The 24956-nt window shown below is 28.6% G+C and carries 23 protein-coding genes; 21 read left to right on the plus strand and 2 right to left on the minus strand.

Going from position 1 to position 24956, the window contains the following annotated elements; translation table 11 throughout:
- The first annotated feature begins 16 nt into the window (after positions 1-16).
- The 8 genes from B3630_RS15300 to B3630_RS15335 all read left to right on the plus strand — a co-directional run bounded on the left by B3630_RS15300 (position 17) and on the right by B3630_RS15335 (position 10129).
- Positions 17-1210 (plus strand): glycosyltransferase, encoded by a 1194-nt coding sequence (locus B3630_RS15300; RefSeq protein ID WP_346899652.1) that lies wholly within the window; start codon positions 17-19, stop codon positions 1208-1210.
- Positions 1211-1223: 13 nt separating this feature from the next.
- Complete coding sequence (locus B3630_RS15305) at positions 1224-2123, plus strand: glycosyltransferase family 2 protein (protein WP_346899654.1); 900 nt, start codon at positions 1224-1226, stop codon at positions 2121-2123.
- A gap of 10 nt (positions 2124-2133) precedes the next feature.
- Positions 2134-3108: a glycosyltransferase family 2 protein gene (locus B3630_RS15310; RefSeq protein ID WP_346899656.1), complete on the plus strand. Its 975-nt coding sequence runs from the start codon at positions 2134-2136 to the stop codon at positions 3106-3108.
- Positions 3105-3926 carry an ABC transporter permease gene (locus tag B3630_RS15315; RefSeq protein ID WP_346899658.1) on the plus strand — a complete coding sequence of 274 codons (822 nt, stop codon included), beginning with the start codon at positions 3105-3107 and terminating at the stop codon, positions 3924-3926. Before B3630_RS15310 ends, B3630_RS15315 begins: the two co-directional genes overlap by 4 nt.
- A gap of 10 nt (positions 3927-3936) precedes the next feature.
- Positions 3937-5217 (plus strand): ABC transporter ATP-binding protein, encoded by a 1281-nt coding sequence (locus B3630_RS15320; protein ID WP_346899660.1) that lies wholly within the window; start codon positions 3937-3939, stop codon positions 5215-5217.
- A 102-nt stretch (positions 5218-5319) separates the two neighbouring features.
- Entirely contained in the window at positions 5320-6237 is a 918-nt protein-coding gene (locus B3630_RS15325; RefSeq protein WP_346899662.1) for a phosphodiester glycosidase family protein, read from the plus strand.
- Between the two features lie 183 nt (positions 6238-6420).
- Positions 6421-7650: a nucleotidyltransferase family protein gene (locus B3630_RS15330; protein WP_346899664.1), complete on the plus strand. Its 1230-nt coding sequence runs from the start codon at positions 6421-6423 to the stop codon at positions 7648-7650.
- Between the two features lie 91 nt (positions 7651-7741).
- Complete coding sequence (locus B3630_RS15335; protein ID WP_346899666.1) at positions 7742-10129, plus strand: right-handed parallel beta-helix repeat-containing protein; 2388 nt, start codon at positions 7742-7744, stop codon at positions 10127-10129.
- Positions 10130-10181: 52 nt separating this feature from the next.
- Here B3630_RS15335 and B3630_RS15340 read toward each other — a convergent pair whose 3' ends face one another.
- A complete protein-coding gene (locus B3630_RS15340) occupies positions 10182-10424 on the minus strand; it encodes a hypothetical protein (RefSeq protein WP_346899668.1) in 243 nt (80 codons plus the stop codon).
- A gap of 306 nt (positions 10425-10730) precedes the next feature.
- Here B3630_RS15340 and B3630_RS15345 point away from each other — a divergent pair, with 306 nt between their 5' ends.
- From B3630_RS15345 to B3630_RS15360, 4 genes are all read left to right on the plus strand, one after another.
- Positions 10731-10961: a hypothetical protein gene (locus B3630_RS15345; protein ID WP_346899670.1), complete on the plus strand. Its 231-nt coding sequence runs from the start codon at positions 10731-10733 to the stop codon at positions 10959-10961.
- 101 nt (positions 10962-11062) lie between these two features.
- Positions 11063-12004, plus strand: coding sequence for a hypothetical protein (locus B3630_RS15350; protein WP_346899672.1), 942 nt, complete (start codon positions 11063-11065; stop codon positions 12002-12004).
- A gap of 76 nt (positions 12005-12080) precedes the next feature.
- Entirely contained in the window at positions 12081-12407 is a 327-nt protein-coding gene (locus B3630_RS15355; RefSeq protein WP_346899674.1) for a lasso peptide biosynthesis PqqD family chaperone, read from the plus strand.
- A complete protein-coding gene (locus B3630_RS15360) occupies positions 12382-12843 on the plus strand; it encodes a lasso peptide biosynthesis B2 protein (RefSeq protein WP_346899676.1) in 462 nt (153 codons plus the stop codon). The genes B3630_RS15355 and B3630_RS15360 overlap by 26 nt, the downstream gene beginning before the upstream one ends.
- A gap of 79 nt (positions 12844-12922) precedes the next feature.
- Here the strand turns inward: B3630_RS15360 and B3630_RS15365 are convergent, their stop codons facing one another.
- Positions 12923-14713: an ABC transporter ATP-binding protein gene (locus B3630_RS15365; RefSeq protein ID WP_346899678.1), complete on the minus strand. Its 1791-nt coding sequence runs from the start codon at positions 14711-14713 to the stop codon at positions 12923-12925.
- A 236-nt stretch (positions 14714-14949) separates the two neighbouring features.
- Here B3630_RS15365 and B3630_RS15370 point away from each other — a divergent pair, with 236 nt between their 5' ends.
- The 9 genes from B3630_RS15370 to B3630_RS15410 all read left to right on the plus strand — a co-directional run bounded on the left by B3630_RS15370 (position 14950) and on the right by B3630_RS15410 (position 24729).
- Positions 14950-15624 carry a hypothetical protein gene (locus B3630_RS15370; RefSeq protein ID WP_346899680.1) on the plus strand — a complete coding sequence of 225 codons (675 nt, stop codon included), beginning with the start codon at positions 14950-14952 and terminating at the stop codon, positions 15622-15624.
- Positions 15625-15643: 19 nt separating this feature from the next.
- A complete protein-coding gene (locus B3630_RS15375) occupies positions 15644-16300 on the plus strand; it encodes a zinc dependent phospholipase C family protein (RefSeq protein ID WP_346899682.1) in 657 nt (218 codons plus the stop codon).
- 237 nt (positions 16301-16537) lie between these two features.
- Complete coding sequence (locus B3630_RS15380) at positions 16538-17605, plus strand: nitronate monooxygenase (protein ID WP_346899684.1); 1068 nt, start codon at positions 16538-16540, stop codon at positions 17603-17605.
- Between the two features lie 132 nt (positions 17606-17737).
- The gene (locus B3630_RS15385) at positions 17738-19246 is read left to right on the plus strand and encodes a DUF1846 domain-containing protein (protein WP_346899686.1); all 1509 of its coding nucleotides are present in this window, start codon (positions 17738-17740) and stop codon (positions 19244-19246) included.
- A gap of 186 nt (positions 19247-19432) precedes the next feature.
- Positions 19433-20821, plus strand: coding sequence for an MATE family efflux transporter (locus B3630_RS15390; RefSeq protein WP_346899688.1), 1389 nt, complete (start codon positions 19433-19435; stop codon positions 20819-20821).
- A 182-nt stretch (positions 20822-21003) separates the two neighbouring features.
- Positions 21004-21999 (plus strand): asparaginase, encoded by a 996-nt coding sequence (locus B3630_RS15395; protein ID WP_346899690.1) that lies wholly within the window; start codon positions 21004-21006, stop codon positions 21997-21999.
- Between the two features lie 111 nt (positions 22000-22110).
- On the plus strand, positions 22111-22881 hold the full coding sequence (locus tag B3630_RS15400) for a copper homeostasis protein CutC (protein WP_346899692.1): 771 nt from the start codon (positions 22111-22113) through the stop codon (positions 22879-22881).
- A 150-nt stretch (positions 22882-23031) separates the two neighbouring features.
- Complete coding sequence (locus B3630_RS15405) at positions 23032-23835, plus strand: polysaccharide deacetylase family protein (RefSeq protein WP_346899694.1); 804 nt, start codon at positions 23032-23034, stop codon at positions 23833-23835.
- A gap of 222 nt (positions 23836-24057) precedes the next feature.
- On the plus strand, positions 24058-24729 hold the full coding sequence (locus B3630_RS15410) for a GntR family transcriptional regulator (RefSeq protein WP_346899696.1): 672 nt from the start codon (positions 24058-24060) through the stop codon (positions 24727-24729).
- Positions 24730-24956: the final 227 nt, after the last annotated feature.

Consider the following 24956-nt stretch of genomic DNA (forward strand, 5'->3'; position numbering starts at 1 on the left):
CAGGAGGATAGGAGTAATGCCAGTGAAAAAAGTTCTATTTATGTTAAGCAGTATGAATATTGGTGGAGTTGAAAAGTCCTTACTTTCACTATTATCAGTTATACCAAAGGATAAATATAATATTACTATCTTACTACTTGAGAAAAAAGGAGGTTTTTTAGAATATCTTCCGCAGTGGGTAAAAATCGAAGAAACTAATTGGTTTCAAGATATTAAACCAATTCTTATGGATTCACCTTATGAGACTATAAAAAGTTATATTAAGAAGAGAAAGTATCATAAAATAATTGGATTTTCTTATTCATATTTTAGGAGTAAAAAATCAAATGATAGATATATATATTATAAAAACGTACTAAAGAGTATTCCTATGAATATGAAAGAATATGATGTAGCAATAGCCTATGCAGGTCTAACTGAGATAATAGATGTTTATATAACGCATAAGGTTAAAGCAAAACTAAAAATCTCCTGGGTACATTTTGATATTTCACATCATGCGATAAATAAAAAATTATATACAAAGTTATATAAAAGGTTTAATAATATATTTGTTGTATCTAAGAATGGAGAGAGAATTTTAAATAAGCAGTTTCCGGTTACATCAATTAAATCACAGGTGTTTAACAATTTAATTTCACATGAATTAATTAAAGACATGGCTCAAGAAAAAATAGATTTTGACAATGATTTTAGGGGAATAAGAATTTTGACTGTAGGAAGATTATCTAAAGAAAAGGGGCAAGATATAGCAATAAGAGTATTATATAAATTGAAAAAACAAGGGCATAAGGTTAAATGGTATTGCATTGGAGAAGGTAAGGATAGAGATGAGTATGAGAAGCTTATAGAAAATCTAAATCTGAGAGATGATTTTATTTTATTAGGAGAAACTCTAAATCCTTATCCCTACATAAAGACTTCAGATATTTATGTTCAGCCTTCAAGGCATGAAGGCTACTGTATAACCATAGCAGAGGCGAAATGTTTAAATAAGCCCATAGTTACTACAAATTTTATTGTCGCTAATGAACAGATTGAAGATGGACAGAATGGATTAATTGTGGAGTGTAATGTAGATAAAATATGCGATAAAATTAAATTTCTTATTGATAATCCACAAGTTAGTGAAAATTTTTCAAAAGCCTTATGTAAGGATAAGATAGATACAACATGTGAGATTGTTAAATTATATAACTATATTAATTGAAAGGAAAAATTATATGAATCCTAAAATAAGTATAATAGTGCCTGTATATAATGTTGAAAAGTATATTCATAAATGTGTTGATTCTATATTAAATCAAATTTTTAAGGACTTTGAACTTATTCTTATAGATGATGGATCAACAGATAGTTCTGGTAAGATATGTGATGAGTATGGTGAATTAGATGAAAGAGTTATAGTGATTCATAAAGAGAATGGAGGACAGTCAACGGCAAGAAACGCAGGTATAAATATTGCAAGAGGTGAATATATAGGATTTGTTGATAGTGATGATTGGATAGAAGTTAATATGTATAAGATTCTTTATGATACATGTGTATATAATGATGCTGATATGTGTTTAACCGGTGTAAATGAGGTAGATGAAGGTGGAATTGTAAGATATAAGTATATTCCTAAAGATATAATTTTCAGTGATATTTTAAAAAGAGCACATCCATGGAATAAATTATTTAGAAAAGAGCTATTTTTAAATAATAACTTATTATTTTATGAAGGCAAGTATTATGAAGATTTAGAGTTAATACCTAAGTTATATTTAAAATCTAGTAAAGTGAGTGTGGCAAAGGATATAGGATATAATTATTTGCGTAGGTCAGATTCAACAACTGGTAGTAAAGACGAGAAGATATTAGATTTACTTTGGGGATACATTAGAATAAAAGATTACATTATAGAAGAAGATTTAAGTATTGATTATAGATATGAATTTGATAATGGGGTAATCTATTTAAAAAGTTTTTATATGGATATACTCTATAGGTATCCTGTAAAATTCTTATTAAAGAATTTTACAAAAATAAAAAGAAGTTTAAGAAAACTAACTGTTTTTGATTATAAAGATATATTTAAATTTATAATAAATTATATTAAGTTTAAATTTAACAATTTTTAGGTGGGTATGTATGTGTAAAATAAGTATTATAGTACCAATATATAAAGTAGAAAAATATATAAATAGATGTATTAATTCAATTCTTAATCAAAGATTTAAAGATTTTGAACTGATACTTGTAGATGATGGCTCACCAGACAATTGTGGTGAAATATGCGATGATTATGCTACAAAGGATAAAAGGATAAGAGTTATACACAAAAATAATGAAGGGCTTTCTTCAGCAAGAAATTCAGGGCTAAATATAGCAAAGGGTGAATATATAGGTTTTGTAGATAGTGATGATTACATACATCCCAATATGTATGATATATTGTATGATACTATAATTGATTATCAGGCTGATATTGCAGTTTGTGACTATGAAATTGTGAATAATAAGAGTATAGAAAAGTATGAAGTTTCTAAAATGTTAAATATAAATAAATTTAATAATATTGAAGCATTAAATGAGATGTATAAGGAGAATGGAGTTAAGTTTGTTACAGCTTGGAATAAGTTATATCATAAAAACATATTTAAAAATATAAGATATCCTTATGGTAAAATACATGAGGATGAATTTGTAATTCATAAAGTATTATTTAATAGTAAAAATATTGTATATATTAACTATCCCTTGTATTATTATTATCAAAATGATGAGGGAATTACAAAGAGTAAATTTACATTAAAAAATTTTGATGCAGCATATGCATATAAAGATAGAATGAAATTCTTTAAAGAAATAAGAAATATTAACTTATATAATAAAGCTCAGTATACGTTCGTTTTAAATTTTTTTAATTGCTATAAAAAAGCATTTAATCTATTGAATATGGATAATAAACATATAAGAATATATAAAAAATTATTTGCGTCAGAATTATTATATTTATTAAAATGTCCTTTATTTAATTTTAAAGAAAAATGTTTATGGGTACTATTTTGTATAAATTCAAATTTGTATAATAAGTACTTACAATTAAAGGAGGAAATACTATGAATGAGGTAATTTTAATAACAGATAAACAATCTCATAAAAAGAGATTGAAAGAACTGTGGAAATATAGAGAAGTTATAACATTCCTATCATGGAAGGATATTATAGTTAGATATAAACAAACTGCATTAGGGGTACTTTGGGCTATTTTTCAACCAATATTTTCAATGATAATTATGACCTTTGTATTCGGAGGATTAGCAAATATGCCCTCAGAGAATGGAGTTCCTTATGCAATTATGGTGTATTCAGCGCTTTTACCATGGAATTTCTTTTCTGTAGCGTTTAATGGTGTATCTAATAGTCTAGTTAATAATGGTCATATGATTAAAAAAATATATTTTCCAAGGCTCACTTTACCTATATCTTCTGTGGTTACAGCTTTTATAGATTTTGTTATTTCATTACTAGTTTTATTAATTATAATGATTTTTACTGGATACTTACCTCCAATAAAAATATTATTATTTCCATGTTTTATTATTTTAGCTTTTATAATAGCCTTAGGTTTTGGCTTATTTTTTTCCACACTTAATGTAAAATATAGAGATATAAGATATATAGTTCCAGTAATATTGCAATTTGGTATGTATTTGTCTCCAGTTGCATATACAAGTTCAGTGATACCAACCAATCTAAGATTAATATATTCCATTAATCCATTAGTTGGTGTAATTGAAGGATTTAGATGGTGCATTATACCATCAGCAAGGATATATGTTCCAGCATTAATTTTTTCAATTGCTATTGCATTAATAGGATTAACATTAGGAGTAAAATTTTTTATAAAGTTTGAAGACACATTTGCAGATGTAATATAGGAGGATTTATATGGGTCAGGAAGTTTTAAGGGTTGATGGTATTGGCAAAAAATATAGGTTGTTATCTAATCAAGAGAAAAATGATACTTTTATAGCTGTTCTTTTAAACTCTATTAAAGGAGCATTTAGTAAGAAAAATAAAATATCATCTGGTAATGAATTTTGGGCATTGAAGGATATTAATTTTACTGTTAATAAAGGTGAAAGAATTGGAATAATTGGACATAACGGAGCTGGAAAATCTACTATTTTAAAAATTTTTTCTAGAATTACACTTCCAACGGAGGGGGAAATTAAAATAAAAGGGAGAATTTCTTCTCTTTTAGAAATTGGAACAGGTTTCAATCAAGAATTAACAGGAAGAGAAAATATTTATTTAAATGGGTCTATCTTAGGTATGAAAAAGAAAGAGATAGAAGCTAAGTTTAAGGATATAGTAGAGTTTTCAGAAATAGGTGAATTTCTTGATACACCAGTAAAAAGATATTCAAGTGGAATGAATGTAAAGCTTGCATTTGCAGTAGCAGCTCACCTTGATCCAGATATTCTTATAGTTGATGAAGTATTAGCAGTAGGGGACATGAGATTTCAAGAAAAGTGTCTCGGAAAGATGGAGGATATAGCATATGGGGGAAGAACAATACTTTATGTAAGTCATAGTATGAGGACGATACAACAGCTTTGTAGTAGAGTAATAGTTTTAGACCATGGGAAAATTATCTTTGATGGTGATGTAGATGATGGAATAAAGGTTTATATGAATAATAATTTTAATACTACCCCATTAATGAATCTTGAAAACCAAAAAAGGCAATCCCACATTATGCAAAGTGCAACTATTATAAGTACCCAAATACTTAATAATAAAGATTGTATATTTACTTCTAAAGAATCTATTGCCTTTAAAATGAAATGGAAAGCTGGTAAAGATTTGTTTAATTTAAGACTGAGGGTTGAAGTCTTATTTTCAGATAATACACCAGTTGGTGTAAGCTATTCCAAGCCATTTGTAAATGCAAAGTCAGGTATCATGTATGATGATATATTTAATTTGGATACGAGTACACTTGCACCTGGAAAATATAGTACTATATTACTATTAACACAAATGAATGAATATGGTTCATATATCGACGTTGATAGAGTAGAAAAAGCATTGAATTTTGAAATCATACCTGAAGAAAGTGAAATAGAAAAAATAGCTTGGACTCATCGTTGGTGGGGGCATGTATCATTACCAGAGGTTAAGAAAATTAGTAATATAAATGAAAAAATGATTAAAATAATATAAGTAAAGGACTAATTAGTTTTAAATTAATTGGTCCTTTTGTTTATAATTAATAATAACTGCACATATTTATATTAGTGTATAAGTAATACAAGGGGGGATATTATGAATGAGAGGAACTCAAAATTATTAAGTAACTTAGCTGTTGGAAAAATTATTATAATAATATTATCTGCTATTTTAATGGGTATAGTAATATTTTTAGTTGCTAGTTTATATAATTATACTGCATTAAATAGTGAAGTTATTTCCAAGGTAGAGAATGATGAATTTCCATTTGATACCTATGTTAAAATAGATAATGAAACAGGGATTAGGAAGTATGGGTCACCTACAATGATGATCATAGTTGAACCTATAGTAAAAGTTAATCCAAATCTTAGATATTGGATTACCACAGTAAAAATAAAAAATCAAAGTCAACTTAATTCTGCCTTTTCAGGAGATATTTTCTCCTTAAATATAAAAGAAAAAACATCTTCTATAGCCAACAGACATAATGCTATTCTTGCTATTAATGGTGCCGCTTGTGGATTTAATACATCAGGATATGTAATTAGAGATGAAGTAGTATACAGAGGTAATGATCTAGATTGTGCGCCATTGGTTATAGATAAGGAAGGAAACTTTAAAATATATGAGTACGGAAAGAAGACTGCAGAAGAATTATTGAGTTTGGGTGCAAGACATACCTATGACTTTGGTCCAGATCTAATTAAAGACGGTAACATTGTTGAATATGGAGATACATGGTATAAGGGAGATGTGCAACCACGTACAGCTATTGGTCAAAAAGGACCATTGGAATATGTAATAATTGTTGTTGATGGAAGAAGTACTAAGTCACAAGGCATGAGTTGTTATGATTTAGCCATTGAATTTCAAAAGTTAGGTTGTAACTTTGCGTATAACCTAGATGGCGGAGGATCCTCTACTCTATATTTTAATGGTGAAGTTATAAATGAACCTTCAGATTTCAATGGAGAGAGAAATATTTCAGATATATTATATTTCATAAATTAAATTTAGAGTTATTCAACTAAGGTTGGGTAACTTTTTTGAAGAAAATATCTTACTATAGAAAATGAAATTATTTACATAATATTCAAATATGTTACAATTATTATGTGATATATATATTAACATAAATTTAAAGTAAATGTGAGTTATAAAGGTTGTAAATTTAATATAGTTAGGAGTATAGTTATGGATAGTACACAGAGTCAATTCATAGAATTATTGTCTCATTCAATCAGGGGAAAAACAACGTATAAATTATCTGAAAACCTTAATTGGGATAAAATATTAACTATAGCCCAATTACATAAAGTGGAGGGAATAATTTATTCTTCTTTAAGTAAAAAAAATCTAATTTCACAGCTAGATTGTGAAGAACTAAAAAAGCTTCAGATATCAGTATTTCATACTGGAACAAACCAGCTGAGAAATATATATAATATATCTAAAATATTTAATAGGTTTAATGACGAAGCAATTCCTGTAATTGTATTAAAGGGTCTAGTGGTAAGGAATTTTTATCCCCATCCAGAACAAAGGGATATGAATGATGCAGATATATTAGTTCATGAAGAAGATTTAGAAAAAGTTAAATGTATTTTATTAGACTTGGGTTATAGCCAATTAGAGGATCATGTTGCATCTCATCATATAGTATTTTATCATTATACTTTTCCTATTATAGAAGTACACTGGCATATTGTTAAGAGAGATGGATTTAGTAGTGATCTTAATAAATTTGAAGAAGACGTATGGAATAATTCTATAAAAGTTAATGTAGGTGACTCAGAAGTAAAATCTCTTTGCTATGAAGATTTAGCTTTACACTTATGTATGCATATGGCATCTCATTTAGCTGCCAATGGATTTGGGTTAAGGCAGCTTTGTGACTTAGTATTATTGGTAGAGAATAAAGGAAATGAAATTTCATGGGCAAGCTTTCTATATAAATCTAAGGAATATGGTTTTGAAAAGTTTAACATTATAATTTTTTTATTATGTAATAGATTATTTCACATGAAAGTTCCTAATGAATTAATAAATATTAAATTAGATCAAGAAAAATATATTAATTTGCTCATATATGAAATTTTAAAGGGTGGAGTTTATGGAAAAAAGGATGTGGTAAATTCCTTTAGTAATCAAATTGCTTTTAACTATGAATGTAAAGATATTAATGCCACTTTAGGAACCATAAAGAGATACATACGTTTTATGTTCCCTAGGGTAGAATATATGTCAGAAAAATATAATTATGCTAAGAGATATAAAATATTAATCCCTATAGCATGGTTTCACCATTTAATAGCAGGTTTGTTTAGAAAAGAATATTCCTTCATTGATAAGAGTAAGTTTATAATAAAGGGAGCCTCTATTTCTGTAAAGAAAAATAGATTACTTAAATGGATGGAAATATAGGGTATGGAATTATATCACTAATCCTAATAATTGAATATTATATTATAGGACAAGTCTATAATATAAATTAAAGTCCAAAGGGAGAAGAGATATGAGTAGTACAGTTACTATAGAATATAGAGATAATGAGACTAAGGCATTAATATACTCCAAAGATATTTATGAAAATGTAAAGACGGGATTATATATATACAAATCTAAAGATATCAATGGATATACTCCAATAAAAAGCACTATCTTTTTATTTGTGATTTTCTTCAGAAAAAATTATACTATAACATTTTATTATAATAAGAAGGATATACCAGAGCCTGTCTATGGATGTATAGAAATTAACTATATAAATATTGATACAAATGAAAAATTAATACCTTCTATTAATATAGAGAATATTGATATGGGAGAATATAGTTATGAAGCAAAGCCAATAGAAGGTTATGACCTAATTACCGATAGTAAAGTGAAAGTAATATTAACTATAGAAAATGCGAATGTAATTATAGATTTCAAGTATAGGAAGAAGGAAATTACTGAATATATTCTTGATTTGAAATATTTTAATATTAAAAATGATGGAACTTCACCTATAGAAACATCTAAAGGTATTAATAAAGCCTTAGAATTCATGTCCTCATCACTAAAGTATAAAAAGATAATCTTTCCAAAAGGTATTTATTTAATAGATGAAAATAATCCAATAGTAATTAAATTAAAAGATATAACTATAGATTTAAATGGTTCTACTCTAAAAATTAACAGTAATGCACTAGAAAAATATTCTATTGTTAGCTTTGAAGATGGAGCAGAAAACCTAATATTTACAAATGGAATTTTGGAAGGAGATAAAGAAACCCATGATTATATTACAGTACCAGGAACTCATGAGTGGGGATGTGGATTAGTAGTAAATGGTGGAGGAAATTGTACTATAGATAATATTGTAGTGATTAATGTGCCAGGTTATGGGATTACTACTAGTAGCGGTAACAACAAAAATAGGTATGATACTGTTTATGTCAAAGATATTCAGATTGGAGATATAAATTTAAAGGGAGAAATTATTGAAAGTAACTTTTTTTCTAGGACTAAAGCTTATAACATTTCAGCTTGTAACGGAAAATTTGAGTTTGGATATACTTTAGGATATCAAGGGTATCCTTATATAAAGCAAACCCAATATATATCTTATTTTTATGATAAAAATAATCAGTTTATTTCTTCAGAGAAGTGCCTTCAGTTTAGAAAAGTCACTATACCAGATGGAGCAGTCTATGTGAGATTTGTATTTCCGCAGATAGATATAGCTAGTAATTTAGGCTATGTAGGTTGGATTAGTAATTTTAAGCCTCCTACTAATATAATTTTAAGGAATTGCACTATTTCAAATAATAGAAGTTTAGGAATTGCATTTTGTGGAGGTCAACAATGGACTATAGAAAATAATATTTTTGAAAATAATGGAGGTCAAGCACCTGGTTATGCTATTGACTTTGAAGATGGATGGGACCTAATGCAGGATATTAAAGTTGAAAATAATAAATTTATGGGAAATAAATCAGGAGATATAGTTACTTGTGCAGGAGATAATATTATATTTGAAGGAAATGAATTCACAGGAATGGTATATATGTGGGGAAGAACAACTAATTATAAATTTGTTAAAAATATATTTAAATCCAATTCTGTAACCTATGAATATACAAATAAAATTGAAAGTAAAGAAAATCAGTTCATAAATAGTAGTTTAAAATTGCAACCGAGAAACACAACAGTAATTGAAAGACCTTATGTTTATGGAGAAACTTTTATAAATAGCAGTATTGATAGAATGACTGAGGAAGATATAATTTTCAACTCAATAATTACTAGTGATGGAACTATAAATGTGAGAATTATTGGGAATTTAAAAGATTGCAGTTTAAAAATTAAACAATGCTATTTAAGCGCTCATCTTAATAGTTGTATTATTGAAGATAGTGTTTTAACAGTATTATTAAATGCTTCAATGAGTGAATGTATCATTTCAAAATCTATAGTAAGGACCCATGGAAATACAGGAACTATTACCTTTAATAAATGTAAGATAAGAGATTGTAGCATTCTTACTCAAACATGGGGAAGTCCAACAGTATTAGAGATTAAGAATAATATTATAGAAATGAGTCCTTCATCTGATGATTTTATAAAACTGTCAGCTGGAAAAATGAAAAATCTTATATTTAATAATAATGAAGTTAATAATAGCAGTAGTAATTCTGTTTTTAATATGTTTGATACCACCTACAGTAATCCTAATGGAAAAGCTATATTAAGAGAAAATGTATTTAATCAAAATTCATCACTGTATATTTTTAATGGAACTACCATAAAAAAAGGATTATTTGAATTTAATGATATTGATAACATTATTAATAGAAATACAAAAATGCTAAATCCAATTTATTCAAATAATCAACATTTTCTAGTTAATAATGAATAAAAAAATATAGATAAGAAGGCATCATATGCTTTCTTATCTATATTTTTTTAACTCATGATGTTGGATTCTGAGGAATTGGTTGCACTTTTTTTGTACATTTTCCATATCCAGTACAAAGGTCTAAGCTAAGTAGTTCATAATATTTACAATCTCTTTCCCAGGTTAATGGACAATCATTGCCTGCACCAGAAGGATTTTTACATGCACCTATAAGTGGATTCCAAAATGTGGGGTTTGTATCTTTAGTTTCTGCAATACCTAAATTAGTTAATTCTGGTTTATTCCAAGTTTTCATCTTTTCACCTCCTACTAAAATATATTACTATAAAAGTAAATAAATGTAAATTGTTTATATAAATAATTATGATAGATGTTAAAGAATAATGCCAGTTTTGTTAATTAAAAAGTAAGAGTTCATTGAATACATTATATAAAGTAATCAGAAAAAAGTATGTATGAATAATAAATTTCATGCAAATATTTTTAATTTAGGTTTAAATAATAAACTCGTCTATTGAATCTTAAATAATGTAATGGTAAAATAATACATATAAAACAAAATATGAATTTAAAGTGGCATTTAAATAGAAAAAGGAAAGGAATGAAAAAAGATTGGAAGAAACCAATATTATCACAATTAGATTGTAATGATACAAATGAAACTGAATATATTGATTTTTGTAATTGGCAAGAATCAATGAGTATTAAATTTAACAATGAAGATTACACTAATCCTAATATTCAACCGGTTGACCATTCAGATTGGGTGTGGTGTTATAAGCATAATAGATGGCATCCTAAGAATCATGGAAGTGCACCAAAACAATCATAATTTTTGACCAATATACCTATATCAAAATAAAGATTGATATAGGTATATTGATTTAAGAAAATATTAGAAATATAGAATGTCAGAAAGGAATCAATGAAATTATGTATATAAATGAAAAATATTTCTATAGAGTATATGGACTTAATATAGATTCTAATATAGAAGTTCTGGAATTCCCTAAAAGAAATGGAGATTTTAAAGATAAAGACATTGTAACTATATTATATGGACAAACTCCAAATAACATTTTAGAAGAAATTAAAGAGGGAAAAAGTATTCATATAACAAAGGATCATGTTTGGTTTCATATAGACCATGTGGCTACGTATTATATTGAAAATGGAAATACTGTTATAGTAGATCCCTGTGAAGATTGTGATAAAAGTCTTATGAAAGTTTATATAATGGGAAGTGTCTTGGGTTTTCTCCTACTTCAAAGGGAGTCAACAGCTATCCATGGAGGCGCCGTTGTCATAAATGGAAAGGCTATTATATTTACAGGAGAAAGGGGGGCTGGAAAGTCAACATTGACTACAGCTCTTGTAAAAAGAGGCTATAAATTTGTATCAGATGATGTAGCTGCATTAAGTTTTGATAATAGAATAGTCATTGAACCAGGCTTTCCTTACCATAAACTATGTTTCGATGCTTTAGAGAATATGTATTATGTTAAAGAGTCTTATCCTTGTTTTCATGCTGATGGAAAGATAAAGTATATAGTTCCAGATTTTCATGGGTTTTCTAAAGAAAAGTTTCCATTAACAGCAATTTGCGAGCTTAGTATGGATGAGATTGATAATGTGAGAGTGGAAGAGATAAGGGGAGGAGAAAAGCTTAATAAGATTATTAAAAATATATATAGAACTGAATATATAGGATTTATGGGAGGTATGACTCCTAAGTATTTTAAAAATTGTATAGAAATATCTAAAAAAGCTAAGTTTTATAGAATTACAAGGCCTAGGGATAAATACACAGTGGATGCTCAAATAGAAATTATTGAGGGGATATTTAAAGAGAGAAAAGGGTTTGTGGCTATGTAATTCCGTGTACAGAGTATGTATATTTTAAATTAGCATTATAGATAAGTATATTATTATATTTGAGAGGATGAGAGATATGGAGATTAAAAAACTTAAAGTTAAATCTGCTAAAATTAATGGCAACCTGGAGATGACACTAAATTCTAAGATTACAAGAAATTCTGATATTGATGCTACAGATTTAGATGGTGAAGTGGTTATGATGAATTTAGAAAAAGGTCAATATTTTATGATGAATCAGGTTGGAAGTAGAATATGGGAGATTATTAAAGAGCCTTCTACTGTTAATAATATTATTAACATATTGCTTGGAGAGTTTCAGGTTGAAAAGAATCAGTGTAAAGAAAACGTAGTAGAATTTTTAGGAAAACTTAAAAATGCAGAGCTTATCAGTATTAACTAGAAAGATTAGAACCTTTGCTATTTTAGATGGTAGTAATAAGTTAAGATTTCTAGAAGCTTATATATATACAGGAATTTATAGGATTTTAATAATCTTTGTACCTTTTAATAAACTTAGGAAGAGGATGGGTAATATAAAAGAAGAGTCGCCTGGTGAGGTAGATATAAATTCATATAGAATAGCGAGAGACATAAGGTGGGCAGTTATTAATGCTTCACGATATACGCCATGGGAAAGTAAGTGCCTTATTAAAGCCCTTACTGCACAAAGAATGATGAGAGGAAAGGGAGTACCAACTACAATTTATCTAGGGGTTAAAAAGAATGAAAAAAATGAGATGGTAGCACATGCATGGATACGATGTGGGTCTTACTTTATTACAGGTGGAGAAAATAGAAGTGGATATGCAGTGGTAGCTAAATTTTCAACTTTGTGATGCAAAAAATGAATTAGCGTAAAATATGAGTAAAGCCATCTATGAAATCCTAAAAAAGATTTCATAGATGGCTTATTTGTTAATTTACTGCTGTTTCTAGTATAACTTTATTCTCAATCTCTTTCAGAGTTCCTTTTTCGAGTTTTAAAATTCTATCACAGATAGATAATGCAGAAGGTGTATGGGTTATTATAATACAGGTTGGTTTATGGTCTAGTTCTTTTATTGATTTAAGGACATTGAGTTCTGTATCAATATCTAAAGATGAAGTTACCTCATCTAGGACTAAAATTGGTCTTTTTCTTAGGAGAGCTCTTGCTATGGCTAGCCTTTGAGCTTGCCCTTCTGAAACTCCACTACCTTTTTCACCTATTAAGGTATGAAAGTTATCTTCTAATTTACTTATAAACTTCAAGGCACAGGCTGCATTTGCGGCTTCTTCAATGTCATCTGTATTAGCATCATCTTTACCGTAGCGAAGGTTATCCTCTATGGTTCCAGAAAAGAGAGTGTTTCCTTGAGGCACATAAGAGATAAGTTCCCTATGATTCCTATTTAAAACTATTTCATCACTATTTCTTGTGTTATAGCCTCCTAGGATAATTTCTCCTTCATCACAGTGAATAAGTGATAGTAAAAGTCTTATTAGGGTTGTTTTACCTTCTCCAGAGGGACCGATTAAGGCTACAATTTCTCCAGGAGCTATGTTAAAGGTTACATTATTTATTACAGGGCTTCCTTCCTTATAACTAAAGGATACATTTTTAAATTTAATATAGGGAGACTTAAATGATTCAGGAATGCTTGGGATATTGACATCTTCAAGAGCGATTTCTTCAATTTCCATAAGTCTTTCAGCAGCTGAGATACACCCTATAAGGGCCGGGAAAGTGTTAGCAAGTCCAGAAATAGGACCTTGAATATTACTGTAGAGTTGTATCATAGCGGTAAAAGTTCCATAGGTTCCTAATCCCTTTGAAATATTTAAAGCACCCCAGCAAAATATATAGAAATAAGCAATGGTAGAACAAAATCCCATGGACATTCCTGAGAGAACACTAAGTTTAGTATTTTTCATAGCTAACTCATATTTGTTTTTTTGTATTAGATGAAGTTTATCTACATTAAGTTTCTCCATACAAAAGGTTTTAACTATCATTAAGTTTTGAATAGATTCTTGAATGAAAGAGCGATATTTTATATCTTCTTCTTGTATTTCTTTATATAGTTTTTTTAGCTTTCTACCAAAAGATCTACTAATTAAAAGCAATATAGGACCTACTATTACTGCTACAATTGCTACGGATGGAGCAAAATAAATTAGAGTAGAAAAGGAAGCTATGAAGGTTACTAGCAAAGATATAATGCTAGGAATAGTACCTAATATTGTTGAAGATATTGTTCCTACATCCGATGTGATTCTAGTAAGCAGGCTAACACTGTGAAATTTTGATTGTTCAATCCATTCACTATAAGTAAGATGTTTATAAAGCTTACTTTGCATACCTTGATTGAGTTTAGTAGATGCCCTAGTACTCATAAATGAGGTAATAGGAGATATGAGCATTTTTCCAAACATTATAGTGGCCATTACAATGAGCCATTGAATAACCGTTGAAGTTTTACCACTAATAGCAGCATCTATAAGAGATTTTGATATTATAGCATTATAGACTCCAATTAAAGATAAAACAGAATTGATTATTATTGTAGAAATAAAAAAAGGAATAATAGGTTTACATTGAGAATTAATCCATTTCATTTTTGCCCAGAGATTTCTAAAATCTTCTTTTGATTCCAATTTTATATATTTATTTAATTTACTTATTTTAATGTATTTAAGATATATATCCTTTATTGAATTATTCATATAGTCCTCCTATAGATTTTATTTTTATATTAAAGAATTAAATATACTTCAATAGGTAACATATAAAATATGTATATAAATGTAATAATATGGTAACACAATTAAGCTAGATTTTCAACTTGTGAAAAGTTTCTGAAAAATAAAAATTTATTATAGATAAATGAAATTGAATACGTTATAATGTTTATTAAATAGCAAATTTAAAAAGATACAGTAGAAAAGGGGAGAATAATCAAATGAAATTAGGGGATTACTTATGGGGAGGCTTATTATTTTTATGGGCTGCAGTTTTAATGGTTCCAACAACTAGAGAAGTATTTATGACTATGACACAAGCATATCCATATATAAGTGGCTTTTTTAAATTCTTTGTTTTAGCTACCATGGGAGACATGTTAGGAGCTAGAATTTTACATGGACAGTGGCAAAAGACTAAAGGACTAATTTTTAAAGCAATTATATGGGGAATAATTGGAATGATGATAACTTTAGCCTTTACACTATATTCAGAAGGAGTGTTAGCTGCACAATATATAGGAAGATTACCTTTCCATGGCTCAAAGTTTGGACATGCATTTTTAACAAGTACTATGATGAATGTTACTTTTGCACCCTTTATGTTTTTATTTCATAAATTTAGTGATTTATATATCGATGTTAAATATAGAGGGCTTAAAAAGGTAACTATAAATGATTTGGTTAAAGAAGTTGATTTTAATATACTCATAGGGTTTAGTATGTTAAAAACAATTCCATTTTTCTGGATTCCATGTCATACCATTGTATTTTTAATGCCACCACAGTATAGAGTAGTTGCTTCGGCTTTCTTATCAATAGCTTTAGGACTTATGATGGCTATAGCCAAAAAGTCTAAAAGAACTATTGTTAATGAACAAGAGGTCATAGGATAGTACAAGAAGGAGGGGTTTAATGGCAACTTGGATAGCTCATCTTAGAATTGCAGAAAATATATTGAAAAATATGGATGATTTAGATGCTACAGCATTTATACTTGGAAATGTTGGTCCGGATTCTGGAGTTCCTAATGAAGATTGGAGTAGTTTCAATCCACCAAAAACAATTACACATTGGATTAATGAAGAAAATAATATAGATTCGGAGAGATTTTTTCATAAGTATATAAAAAATAATTTCATGGAATATTCAAAATATGCTTATGTCCTTGGATATTATATACACTTGCTTACAGATATTGAATGGTCTAAGTTTTTTAATGAAAAAAAGAAAAATGCTTTATATAATAAAAAATTAAAAGAAGATGCAAGTTTTATTTGGACCATAAAAAAAGATTGGTATGGATTAGATTTTTTATACTTAGAAAAAAATTCTAACTTTATTTTTCATACTATATTTAAAAATATAGAACAGGTACCAGATTATATAGACTATTTTCCTAAAGGGGCTTTAATGAAGCAAGTTAAGTATATAACAGAATATTATTTAGGAGATAATGAAGAGACTAAGGAAAATTTTATATATCTTAATGAAGAGGAAATGGATAAGTTTATTGATGAGACTTCTAAAAAGATATTTAGTATTTTAAAAGAAAAAATTGAATACAAATAAAGTAAGGTATATAAGTGATAAGAACTATACATATGATTTTATGTATAGTTCTTTTATTTTTGTATTCCTTTATGAATATAAGATCGGATTTTTTATGAAGAATGAGTTAATTATATATATTCAGTAAGGATACTTATTGCATCAATTATTAAAATGGCTTATAATAAAAATAAACTTTGATTATCAAAGTATTTGAAATTCAAAGTAAAATATCTTAATTTGAAAGGTAGTGTTTTTATGAATATAAAAGGTCTTAAGATAGGAAATATATATGTACCTATGCCTATAATTCAAGGTGGAATGGGGATAGGAGTTTCTAGATCAAAACTTGCATCAGCAGTAACTAATGAAGGAGGAATCGGAGTTATATCTGCAGCGCAAGTAGGATATGATGAAAAGGACTTTGAAAGTAATAATTTGGCGGCTAACATTAGAGCTTTAAAAAACCAAATTTTATTAGCAAAAAAAGCTACTGAAGGAGGAGTTATAGGAGTTAATATAATGGTTGCTATGAATAATTATAAAGAGCATGTTAAGGCAGCCATAGAAGGTGGTGCGGATATTATTATTTCAGGAGCTGGAATACCAATAGAATTACCAAAATTAATCAAAGGTTTTTCAGTAAAGATTGCACCAATAGTATCTTCTTTAAAGTCAGCCAAAGTTATTATGAAGCTTTGGGATAGACATGATAAAATGGCACCTGACATGGTTATAGTTGAAGGACCAAGAGCAGGAGGACATTTAGGATTTAAAAAGGAAAATATAAATATGACTGAAGAAGCCTTCGATAAAGAAGTAGTAGATATAATTAATGAAACTAAAATTTATGGAGAAAAGTATAATAAGGAGATTCCAGTAGTAGTGGCTGGAGGTATATATGATGGAAAAGACATAGCTAAATACTTAAAACTAGGTGCAGATGGAGTTCAAATGGCAACTAGATTTGTAGCAACAGTAGAATGTGATGCATCAGAAAATTTTAAGAAGGCTTATGTTGATTCAAAAGAAGAGGATATAGTTATAGTAGATAGTCCTGTAGGGTTACCAGGAAGAGCTATATGGAATTCCTTTGTAGAGGATACTTTTAAAGGAAAATTGAAGGTGCAAAAATGCTATAGATGTATATCTCACTGTAATCCAAAAGAAACTCCTTATTGCATTAGTGAAGCACTAATAAATGGTGTTAAGGGAAATATGGATGAAGCTTTAGTATTTTGTGGAGACAATGCCCATAGAATAAAAAGTATAGTTGCAGTAAAGGAATTAATGGAGGAGTTAAAAGCACAAATTTTAAAAGCATAAAATTTAGAAATAAATTATAAAGATCAAATTTAGAATTAACAAAAAAATTAAAAATTTTCAATTTAGGTTTTACTAATGATGAAAATATGTAATAATAATATGTATGTTTTATTATTAGGATGAGGTGTAAAGATGAAAATTGGATTTGATCACGAAAAATATCTGGAAGAACAATCAAAATATATTTTAGAGAGAGTTAATAATTATGATAAACTTTATCTAGAGTTTGGGGGAAAACTTTTATTTGATATGCATGCTAAAAGAGTTTTGCCAGGCTTTGATGAAAATGCAAAAATAAAGTTACTTCATAAGCTTAAAGAAAAGGCAGAAATAATTATCTGTGTATATGCCGGTGATATTGAAAGAAATAAGATAAGAGGCGATTTTGGAATTACATATGACATGGATGTACTAAGATTAATTGATGATCTTAGAGGATATGATTTACAGGTAAATAGTGTGGTTATAACTCGATATAGTGGTCAACCAGCTACTAATATTTTTATAAATAAATTAGAACGTAGAGGTATTAAAGTTTATAAGCATGAAGCTATTAAAGGTTATCCTACAGAGGTTGATACTATAGTAAGTGATGAGGGCTATGGAAGGAATCCATATATAGAAACTACTAAGCCTATAGTCGTAGTAACAGCACCAGGACCAGGAAGCGGAAAATTAGCTACTTGTTTAAATCAATTATACCATGAGAATAAAAGAGGAAATGCTGTTGGATATTCTAAATTCGAAACTTTCCCTGTATGGAATGTGCCTTTGAAACATCCTTTAAATATTGCCTATGAAGCAGCTACTGTTGATCTTAAAGATGTAAATATGATAGACTCTTTTCACTTTGATGCATACAATGAGGTTGCAGTGAACTATAATAGAGACATTGAGATGTTCCCAGTTATAAAGAGGATTATTGAGAAGATAACTGGAAAAGAATCTATATATAAATCACCAACAGATATGGGAGTTAATAGAGTAGGATTTGGAATTACTGATGATGAAATTGTTAAGGAAGCTTCTATACAGGAGATAATTAGAAGATACTTTAAAACTAGTGTTGAATATAAAAAAGGATATGTAGATGCAGAGGTTTTCCAAAGAATTAAAATAATTATGGAAAGTTTAAATCTTAAACCAGAGGATAGAAAAGTAGTCATTCCTGCTAGAGAATATTCTAGTAAGCTTAAATTAGAAGCAAATAAAAATGATGCTTGTCCTGTAGTATCCTTAGAACTTGAAGATGGTACTGTTTTAACAGGTAGAAGTTCAGAGCTAATGGATGCATCTTCAGCGGCTATTTTAAATGCAGTAAAGTACCTAGCTAACATATCTGATGAGATTCATTTAATTTCACCAGTGGTATTAGAACCTATAAAAAGTTTGAAAACCAATGCTTTAGGAAGTAATAATACATCTTTAAATTCAGAAGAAATACTGATTGCCCTTAGCATTTGTGCTGCTACTAATCCTATGGCTCAAGTTGCTTTAGAAAAGCTTATAAAGCTTAAAGGGTGTCAAGCTCACTCTACTACTATCCTAAGTACTGGTGACGAGCAAATATTTAGAAAACTGGGAATAGATGTTACTTGTGATGCTGAGTATCCTTCACAAAATTTATTTTATAATATGTAAAGTAATATAAATAAAAATAAATGAGCAGTGTATATGATGATGAATTTAAAATCATAAAATATACACTGTTTTATTTAGCAAAAAATATATTTCGACATCCTAAATTTTTTATAGAAATTTATAGTATCTATCGTATATAATATATATTGTAGTAATAAGAAATTTAAATATGATTTAGGAGGGAACATGGTTAAGAATAAAAGAAGTTTTATTTTAAATGATAATTTATACAAAGTAATAGGTGTCTTAGCAATTCCTATTATGATAAATAATTTAATACAAACACTATATAATTTAGTTGATGGACTATGGGTAAGTAAAATTGGATCAGTAGAATTTGCAGCTACAGGATTTGTTTGGCCAGTTAATTTTTTATTTATATCTATCGGAATGGGTTTATCTATAGCAGGTACATCTATCATTTCTCAGTTTATAGGAGCTGATAAATATGAAGAGGCTAATAAGTATGCAAGTCAGCTTTTGGTAGTATCTTTTTTATCTTCAATACTATTTGCTATAGTAGGATATATAATATCTCCCTTTGTTGTAAGAGTAATGGGGGGGACAGGTGAATTAGCAAGAAATAGTATAATATATCTAAGAATTACTTTTTTAGATATGCCTTTTATGTTTTTGTTTTTTAACTTTAACTCCATAATGAATGCACAAGGAAATACAGTATTTCCAACTGTCCTTAGTGCAATTAGTGCAGTTCTTAATATGATTTTAGATCCAATATTTATATTTACATTTAATATGGGAATCGCAGGAGCAGCTATAGCAACTCTATTGTCAAAGGTTGTTTTGTCAATAGCTGGAATTTATGTCTTAATGAGAAAATCATCTAAGGTAAGACCTTCTTTTAAGAATTTTAGATTTGATAGAGAAATAATTAAGAAGATCATATCAGTTGCCCTTCCATCATCTATTGGACAATCTGGTTCAGCCTTAGGATTTATGGCTTTAAATGGTTTTATAGTATCCTATGGCACAGCTACACTAGCAGCTTTTGCTATGGTAAATAGAATTACATCTCTTGTAATTCAACCAGCCATGGGAATTGGAGCAGCCCTTACGTCTATTATAGGTCAAAATCTAGGGTGTAACCAACTTAAGAGAGCCAAGGAAGCCTTTGTAAAAGCTATAAAGCTTACCATAGGTTTTTCTGTCTTAGGGTTAATTGTATTATTAGCTTTTGATAAACAAATTATAGGTTTCTTTATGCAGTCTAAGGACGATATGATGGTAATTTCAGAGGGGATAACATATTTGCAATATATAGCATGGTCTATGCCACTTATGGGTATATTTAGTGTATTGCAAGGGGTGTTTCAGGGATCAGGTCATACTAGATATTCTATGGAGATGGAAGTTGGGAGACTTTGGTTTGTCAGACTCCCTATGATATTACTATTTAAAAATTTTACAAATATAGGTTCTGTAGGCATATGGTTTTCTATGAGTTTTAGTAATCTAATAATATGCATTTTTGGATATATAATGTATCGCAAAGGAGACTGGGAGAAAAATATAATTCATCATAAGGATTGTAGGGAATTGAAAGAGGCAAATTAAAGAAACCTATGGGATGAAATCAGAATTAATGTTAAAATATACACATGGGATAAATAATTATCCTATGTGTATTTAATATATATTATTGTTTTATACTTGTCTATATTATTGATAGTGTTTTAGAGGTTAATCACTTTCATAAAAATTTGTGCATTGAGCGCATCGAAAGGATGAATGTTATTATGGATGAGATTTTAGTTGAAGAATATAGGGGAGAACTTTTAGAATGTGTACATAGAGGATATGTATGTTGTGTAAATGAAGATGGACGGGTTATTTACTCTATAGGTGATCCTGAATTTGTAACTTATATGAGATCATCAGCAAAACCAATACAAGCTATTCCATTAATAAAGAGAGGTATTGATATAAAGTATAATCTTAGTGATAAAGAAATCACAGTTATGACTGGCTCTCATAGGGCAGAATCATTTCATGTTACGGCATTAGAATCTATAATGGATAAAGTCCAGATAACTGAAGAAGAACTTATATGTTTACCTACATATCCATTATCAATGAATGCTAAAGAAGAAATATTAAAAAATGGTGGAGAAAAGAGACGAATTTATCACAACTGTTCAGGAAAACATATGGGAATTTTAACTTTATGCACTGATATGAATTGTGATAAAAGGGAATATTGGAATATTAATAGTCCAGCACAACAGGAAATTCTTTCTTATATTTCAATGATATCTGAATATCCAAGAGAATATATAAAAATTGGTACAGATGGATGTGGAGTTCCTGTATTTGCAATGCCTATGAAAAATTTAGCCATGGCTTATATGAAGATGGCATGTCCTTACACTATTGGGGATGAGTTAACACGAGATGCTGTAATAAAGATTACTAAATTAATGAATGAAAATTATGAGATGGTTTCCGGTACTGATTTAATATGCTCATTACTATTAATGGATAATAATATAGTGGCAAAGGGTGGAGCAAAAGGAGTATATTGTTTTGGACTTAGAGATGAAAGACTTGGATTTTCAATTAAGATAATAGATGGATCAGAAGAGGAATGGCCGCTAATTGTAGCGTCTATATTAGAGCAGATTAATTATAAAAATAAAGATACTATAGATAGACTAAAAAGGGTATTTCCAAGGGTTATTGTTAATGATAATAATAAAGAAGTAGGAGAAAGTATTGTAAGATTTAAGTTATAGCAGATCGACCTATTTTTAATATTAAGTTTACTTAGATAGTTATATATTAATTTGTAATTATATTTAGGAAGTAGATTACATATTAAAAGGTTAGTATGGGGGTAATTGATAATGAAAGAAAAGGTTTTAGTTGAGATATGTTGTGGTTCACTAGAAGATGTTATAATAGCTAAAAAAGCTGGAGCTCATAGGGTAGAGTTAAATTCAAATATGTTTTTTGGGGGGATAACCCCATCAATAGGTACTATTGAAGAAGCTAAAAAATCAGTAGATATTCCTATTATGGTAATGATAAGACCGAGAGGAGCTGGATTTTGTTATTCTGAATATGAAATTAAAACCATGGAACGAGATATGAAAGCAGCAATTAAAGCTGGTGCTGATGGCATAGTATTTGGAGCATTACGGGAAGATGGTACTCTTGATGTAGAATTATGCAAAAGATTTATGGACATTATAGGAGATAGAGAAGCTGTATTCCATCGTGCCTTTGATGTAGTGAAAGACCCCTTTAAAGTATTGGATACCTTAGTTGATTTAGGTGTAAAAAGAATTCTTACTAAGGGACAAAAAAACACAGTAGAAGATGGAGCAGAACTTTTAAAAGAGTTGATAAAGTATAGTAAGGGGAAAATTGAAATACTTCCAGGGGGGATAAGACCTCATAATGTAAAATGGATGATCGAAAATATGAAGTTTAATCAGCTTCATGTAGCCTCTTTTACTAGAAGAAAAGATCATTCAACCCAATGCAATCCAGAAGTTTACTTTGGAAGTCCTTTAAATCCAAAAGAGATTGATTATGATATAGCTAATTACGAGTACTTAAAAGAAATGTGTGAGAATATAAAAACTATTACTAAAGCTAATTGTATAAAATAGATAAAAATTATTTTTAACAAAGGTTGTTTCATAATAAATCTGAGACAACCTCTTTTTGCTAATTTAACCTTTAAAATAATAGTATACATTTATAAATAAGAGCACAATATATATTAAGATAATTAACTATTTATATAAGGAGGATTAGTAATGAAGAAATTAAAATATTCTTCTGTGGTTGTGCTTATACTTATATGTATATTTTGTACTTTTAATTTAGCTTTAGCTGAAGACGATAGAGAATCTACTGACAAGGAATATTTAAAAAAAATAGTATATCTAACTTTTGATGATGGACCTACCAATAATACTTTAAAAATACTAAAGATTTTAGAAGAAGAAAATGTAAAAGCTACATTTTTTGTTATAGGAGAACTAGCTAAAGAAAATTCTGATATACTAAAGCAAGTTGAAGAACAAGGGCATGAAATATGTATACATACTTATAATCATAAGAACTGCATCTATTCAAGTAAGGAAGAATATTTGGAGGATTATAATAAAGCTAATAAAGCTATCACAGAGGTTCTTGGTCATGAACCTTCAAAATTCATGAGAATGCCTGGAGGGTCTAGCACTACCATTGGAGATAAGGGAACTGTTAGAGCTATTAGAAATGAATTATGTGATGAGGGATTGTACTATGTGGATTGGAATATATCTATTGAGGATGCTCTTTCTACAAATGTACCTGTAGAAAAACTTTTATCTACCTTTAAAAAGGAGCTTAAAAAAACTTTTATAGATCCAAATACTGCTATAGTACTCATGCATGATGGTGCCTCAAATTCTACTACACCTAAGGCGCTTCCTTATATAATAAAATATTTTAAGGATAATGACTATGAATTTAAGAATTTTGGAGATATATCTGAAGAAGAATTATCTCACCTTTTAAATCAAAGACAGATTAATAAATATAATCAACCAAAGCAAACGGATGCTTCAAATTAAAAATCTAATCCTTTAAAAATGATAATTACTTTATATGCATAAGTATTATACTTGACCTAATTTGACAAAGAGTTAAAGGTATGTAATATTTATGTATATAATTAATATTTTTGTATAGTTAAAATATTAATTGGAATGACTTTATTTGTAATGAAAATTTATAATTAAAATAAAGCATATGTAGTATAGTCACAAATTATTTTATTAAGGATGTAGATATTTATGAGTAGTATTTTAAAGAATTTAGATGAGGGAAAAGAAAAATCTATAAGAGAAATAGTTCTTAAAGAGCTTCGAACAGCTATTTTTACAGGAGATATAAACCCAGGAGATAGATTGGTAGAAAATAATATTGCTACAGCTATGGGGGTAAGTAGAACCCCGGTTAGAGAGGCATTAAGGCAGTTAGAAAGTGAAGGCTTGGCTGTGAATATCCCTAGAAAAGGAACTATAGTCAAGGGGATTTGTATTGAGGATGCTATAGAGATATATGATATTCGTGAAGTTTTAGAGGGCCTTGCAGTAAGGGGAGCATGTATGCATATCTCTCGAATTGAAATAAGAGAATTGAGAGAAATTATAGAAAATATGAAAAAACTTATTGATACTAATGAAGAAAAGGAATATGTAGAAGTTCACAATAGATTTAATAAAATAATTTTAGATGCTTGTCATAATAAAAGGCTAATATCACAAATGGAATACATATATGAATACTTACAGAGCCTAAGAAAGATTAGTTTAATGACAAAAGAAAGGAAATTAGATGCACTTAAAGAGCATATAGAAATTATAGATGCTATAGAAGTTGGAGATGAGCAACTTGCCGAAGAAAGAGCAAGAGCTCATGTTACACGTGCTAAGAAATCTTTTCAAAATGCAGTGGTTAAATAGTAGTTTATAAACGATTACCTATAAAACAAAAAGAATTGTTAATACTAAAATTGTATTAACAATTCTTTTTTTTATGCTTTATAGCAAGTTTAAAGTTATAAAATTTTAAAAAACATTCAATTTTCTATTGATTTTCACAAATAAATTGTATACACTATAAACAAGATGTATACAAAAAGTATTTAAAGTATGAAAAGGGATACAAAGTTATTGAATATTTTTAATCA

This window comes from Clostridium sp. UBA7503 (genome assembly GCF_002477055.1).
GTDB classification, from domain to species: domain Bacteria; phylum Bacillota; class Clostridia; order Clostridiales; family Clostridiaceae; genus Clostridium_J; species Clostridium_J sulfidigenes.

Coding starts and splice junctions, on each gene's coding strand:
- B3630_RS15360 (WP_346899676.1), top strand. CDS start 12,382: ATGCAGAGCTTATCAGTATTAACTAGAAAGATTAGAACCTTTGCTATT.
- B3630_RS15310 (WP_346899656.1), top strand. CDS start 2,134: ATGTGTAAAATAAGTATTATAGTACCAATATATAAAGTAGAAAAATAT.
- B3630_RS15330 (WP_346899664.1), top strand. CDS start 6,421: ATGGATAGTACACAGAGTCAATTCATAGAATTATTGTCTCATTCAATC.
- B3630_RS15405 (WP_346899694.1), top strand. CDS start 23,032: ATGAAGAAATTAAAATATTCTTCTGTGGTTGTGCTTATACTTATATGT.
- B3630_RS15370 (WP_346899680.1), top strand. CDS start 14,950: ATGAAATTAGGGGATTACTTATGGGGAGGCTTATTATTTTTATGGGCT.
- B3630_RS15350 (WP_346899672.1), top strand. CDS start 11,063: ATGTATATAAATGAAAAATATTTCTATAGAGTATATGGACTTAATATA.
- B3630_RS15320 (WP_346899660.1), top strand. CDS start 3,937: ATGGGTCAGGAAGTTTTAAGGGTTGATGGTATTGGCAAAAAATATAGG.
- B3630_RS15400 (WP_346899692.1), top strand. CDS start 22,111: ATGAAAGAAAAGGTTTTAGTTGAGATATGTTGTGGTTCACTAGAAGAT.
- B3630_RS15365 (WP_346899678.1), bottom strand. CDS start 14,713: ATGAATAATTCAATAAAGGATATATATCTTAAATACATTAAAATAAGT.
- B3630_RS15345 (WP_346899670.1), top strand. CDS start 10,731: ATGAAAAAAGATTGGAAGAAACCAATATTATCACAATTAGATTGTAAT.
- B3630_RS15305 (WP_346899654.1), top strand. CDS start 1,224: ATGAATCCTAAAATAAGTATAATAGTGCCTGTATATAATGTTGAAAAG.
- B3630_RS15300 (WP_346899652.1), top strand. CDS start 17: ATGCCAGTGAAAAAAGTTCTATTTATGTTAAGCAGTATGAATATTGGT.
- B3630_RS15395 (WP_346899690.1), top strand. CDS start 21,004: ATGGATGAGATTTTAGTTGAAGAATATAGGGGAGAACTTTTAGAATGT.
- B3630_RS15375 (WP_346899682.1), top strand. CDS start 15,644: ATGGCAACTTGGATAGCTCATCTTAGAATTGCAGAAAATATATTGAAA.
- B3630_RS15315 (WP_346899658.1), top strand. CDS start 3,105: ATGAATGAGGTAATTTTAATAACAGATAAACAATCTCATAAAAAGAGA.
- B3630_RS15355 (WP_346899674.1), top strand. CDS start 12,081: ATGGAGATTAAAAAACTTAAAGTTAAATCTGCTAAAATTAATGGCAAC.
- B3630_RS15385 (WP_346899686.1), top strand. CDS start 17,738: ATGAAAATTGGATTTGATCACGAAAAATATCTGGAAGAACAATCAAAA.
- B3630_RS15335 (WP_346899666.1), top strand. CDS start 7,742: ATGAGTAGTACAGTTACTATAGAATATAGAGATAATGAGACTAAGGCA.
- B3630_RS15390 (WP_346899688.1), top strand. CDS start 19,433: ATGGTTAAGAATAAAAGAAGTTTTATTTTAAATGATAATTTATACAAA.
- B3630_RS15410 (WP_346899696.1), top strand. CDS start 24,058: ATGAGTAGTATTTTAAAGAATTTAGATGAGGGAAAAGAAAAATCTATA.
- B3630_RS15380 (WP_346899684.1), top strand. CDS start 16,538: ATGAATATAAAAGGTCTTAAGATAGGAAATATATATGTACCTATGCCT.
- B3630_RS15325 (WP_346899662.1), top strand. CDS start 5,320: ATGAATGAGAGGAACTCAAAATTATTAAGTAACTTAGCTGTTGGAAAA.
- B3630_RS15340 (WP_346899668.1), bottom strand. CDS start 10,424: ATGAAAACTTGGAATAAACCAGAATTAACTAATTTAGGTATTGCAGAA.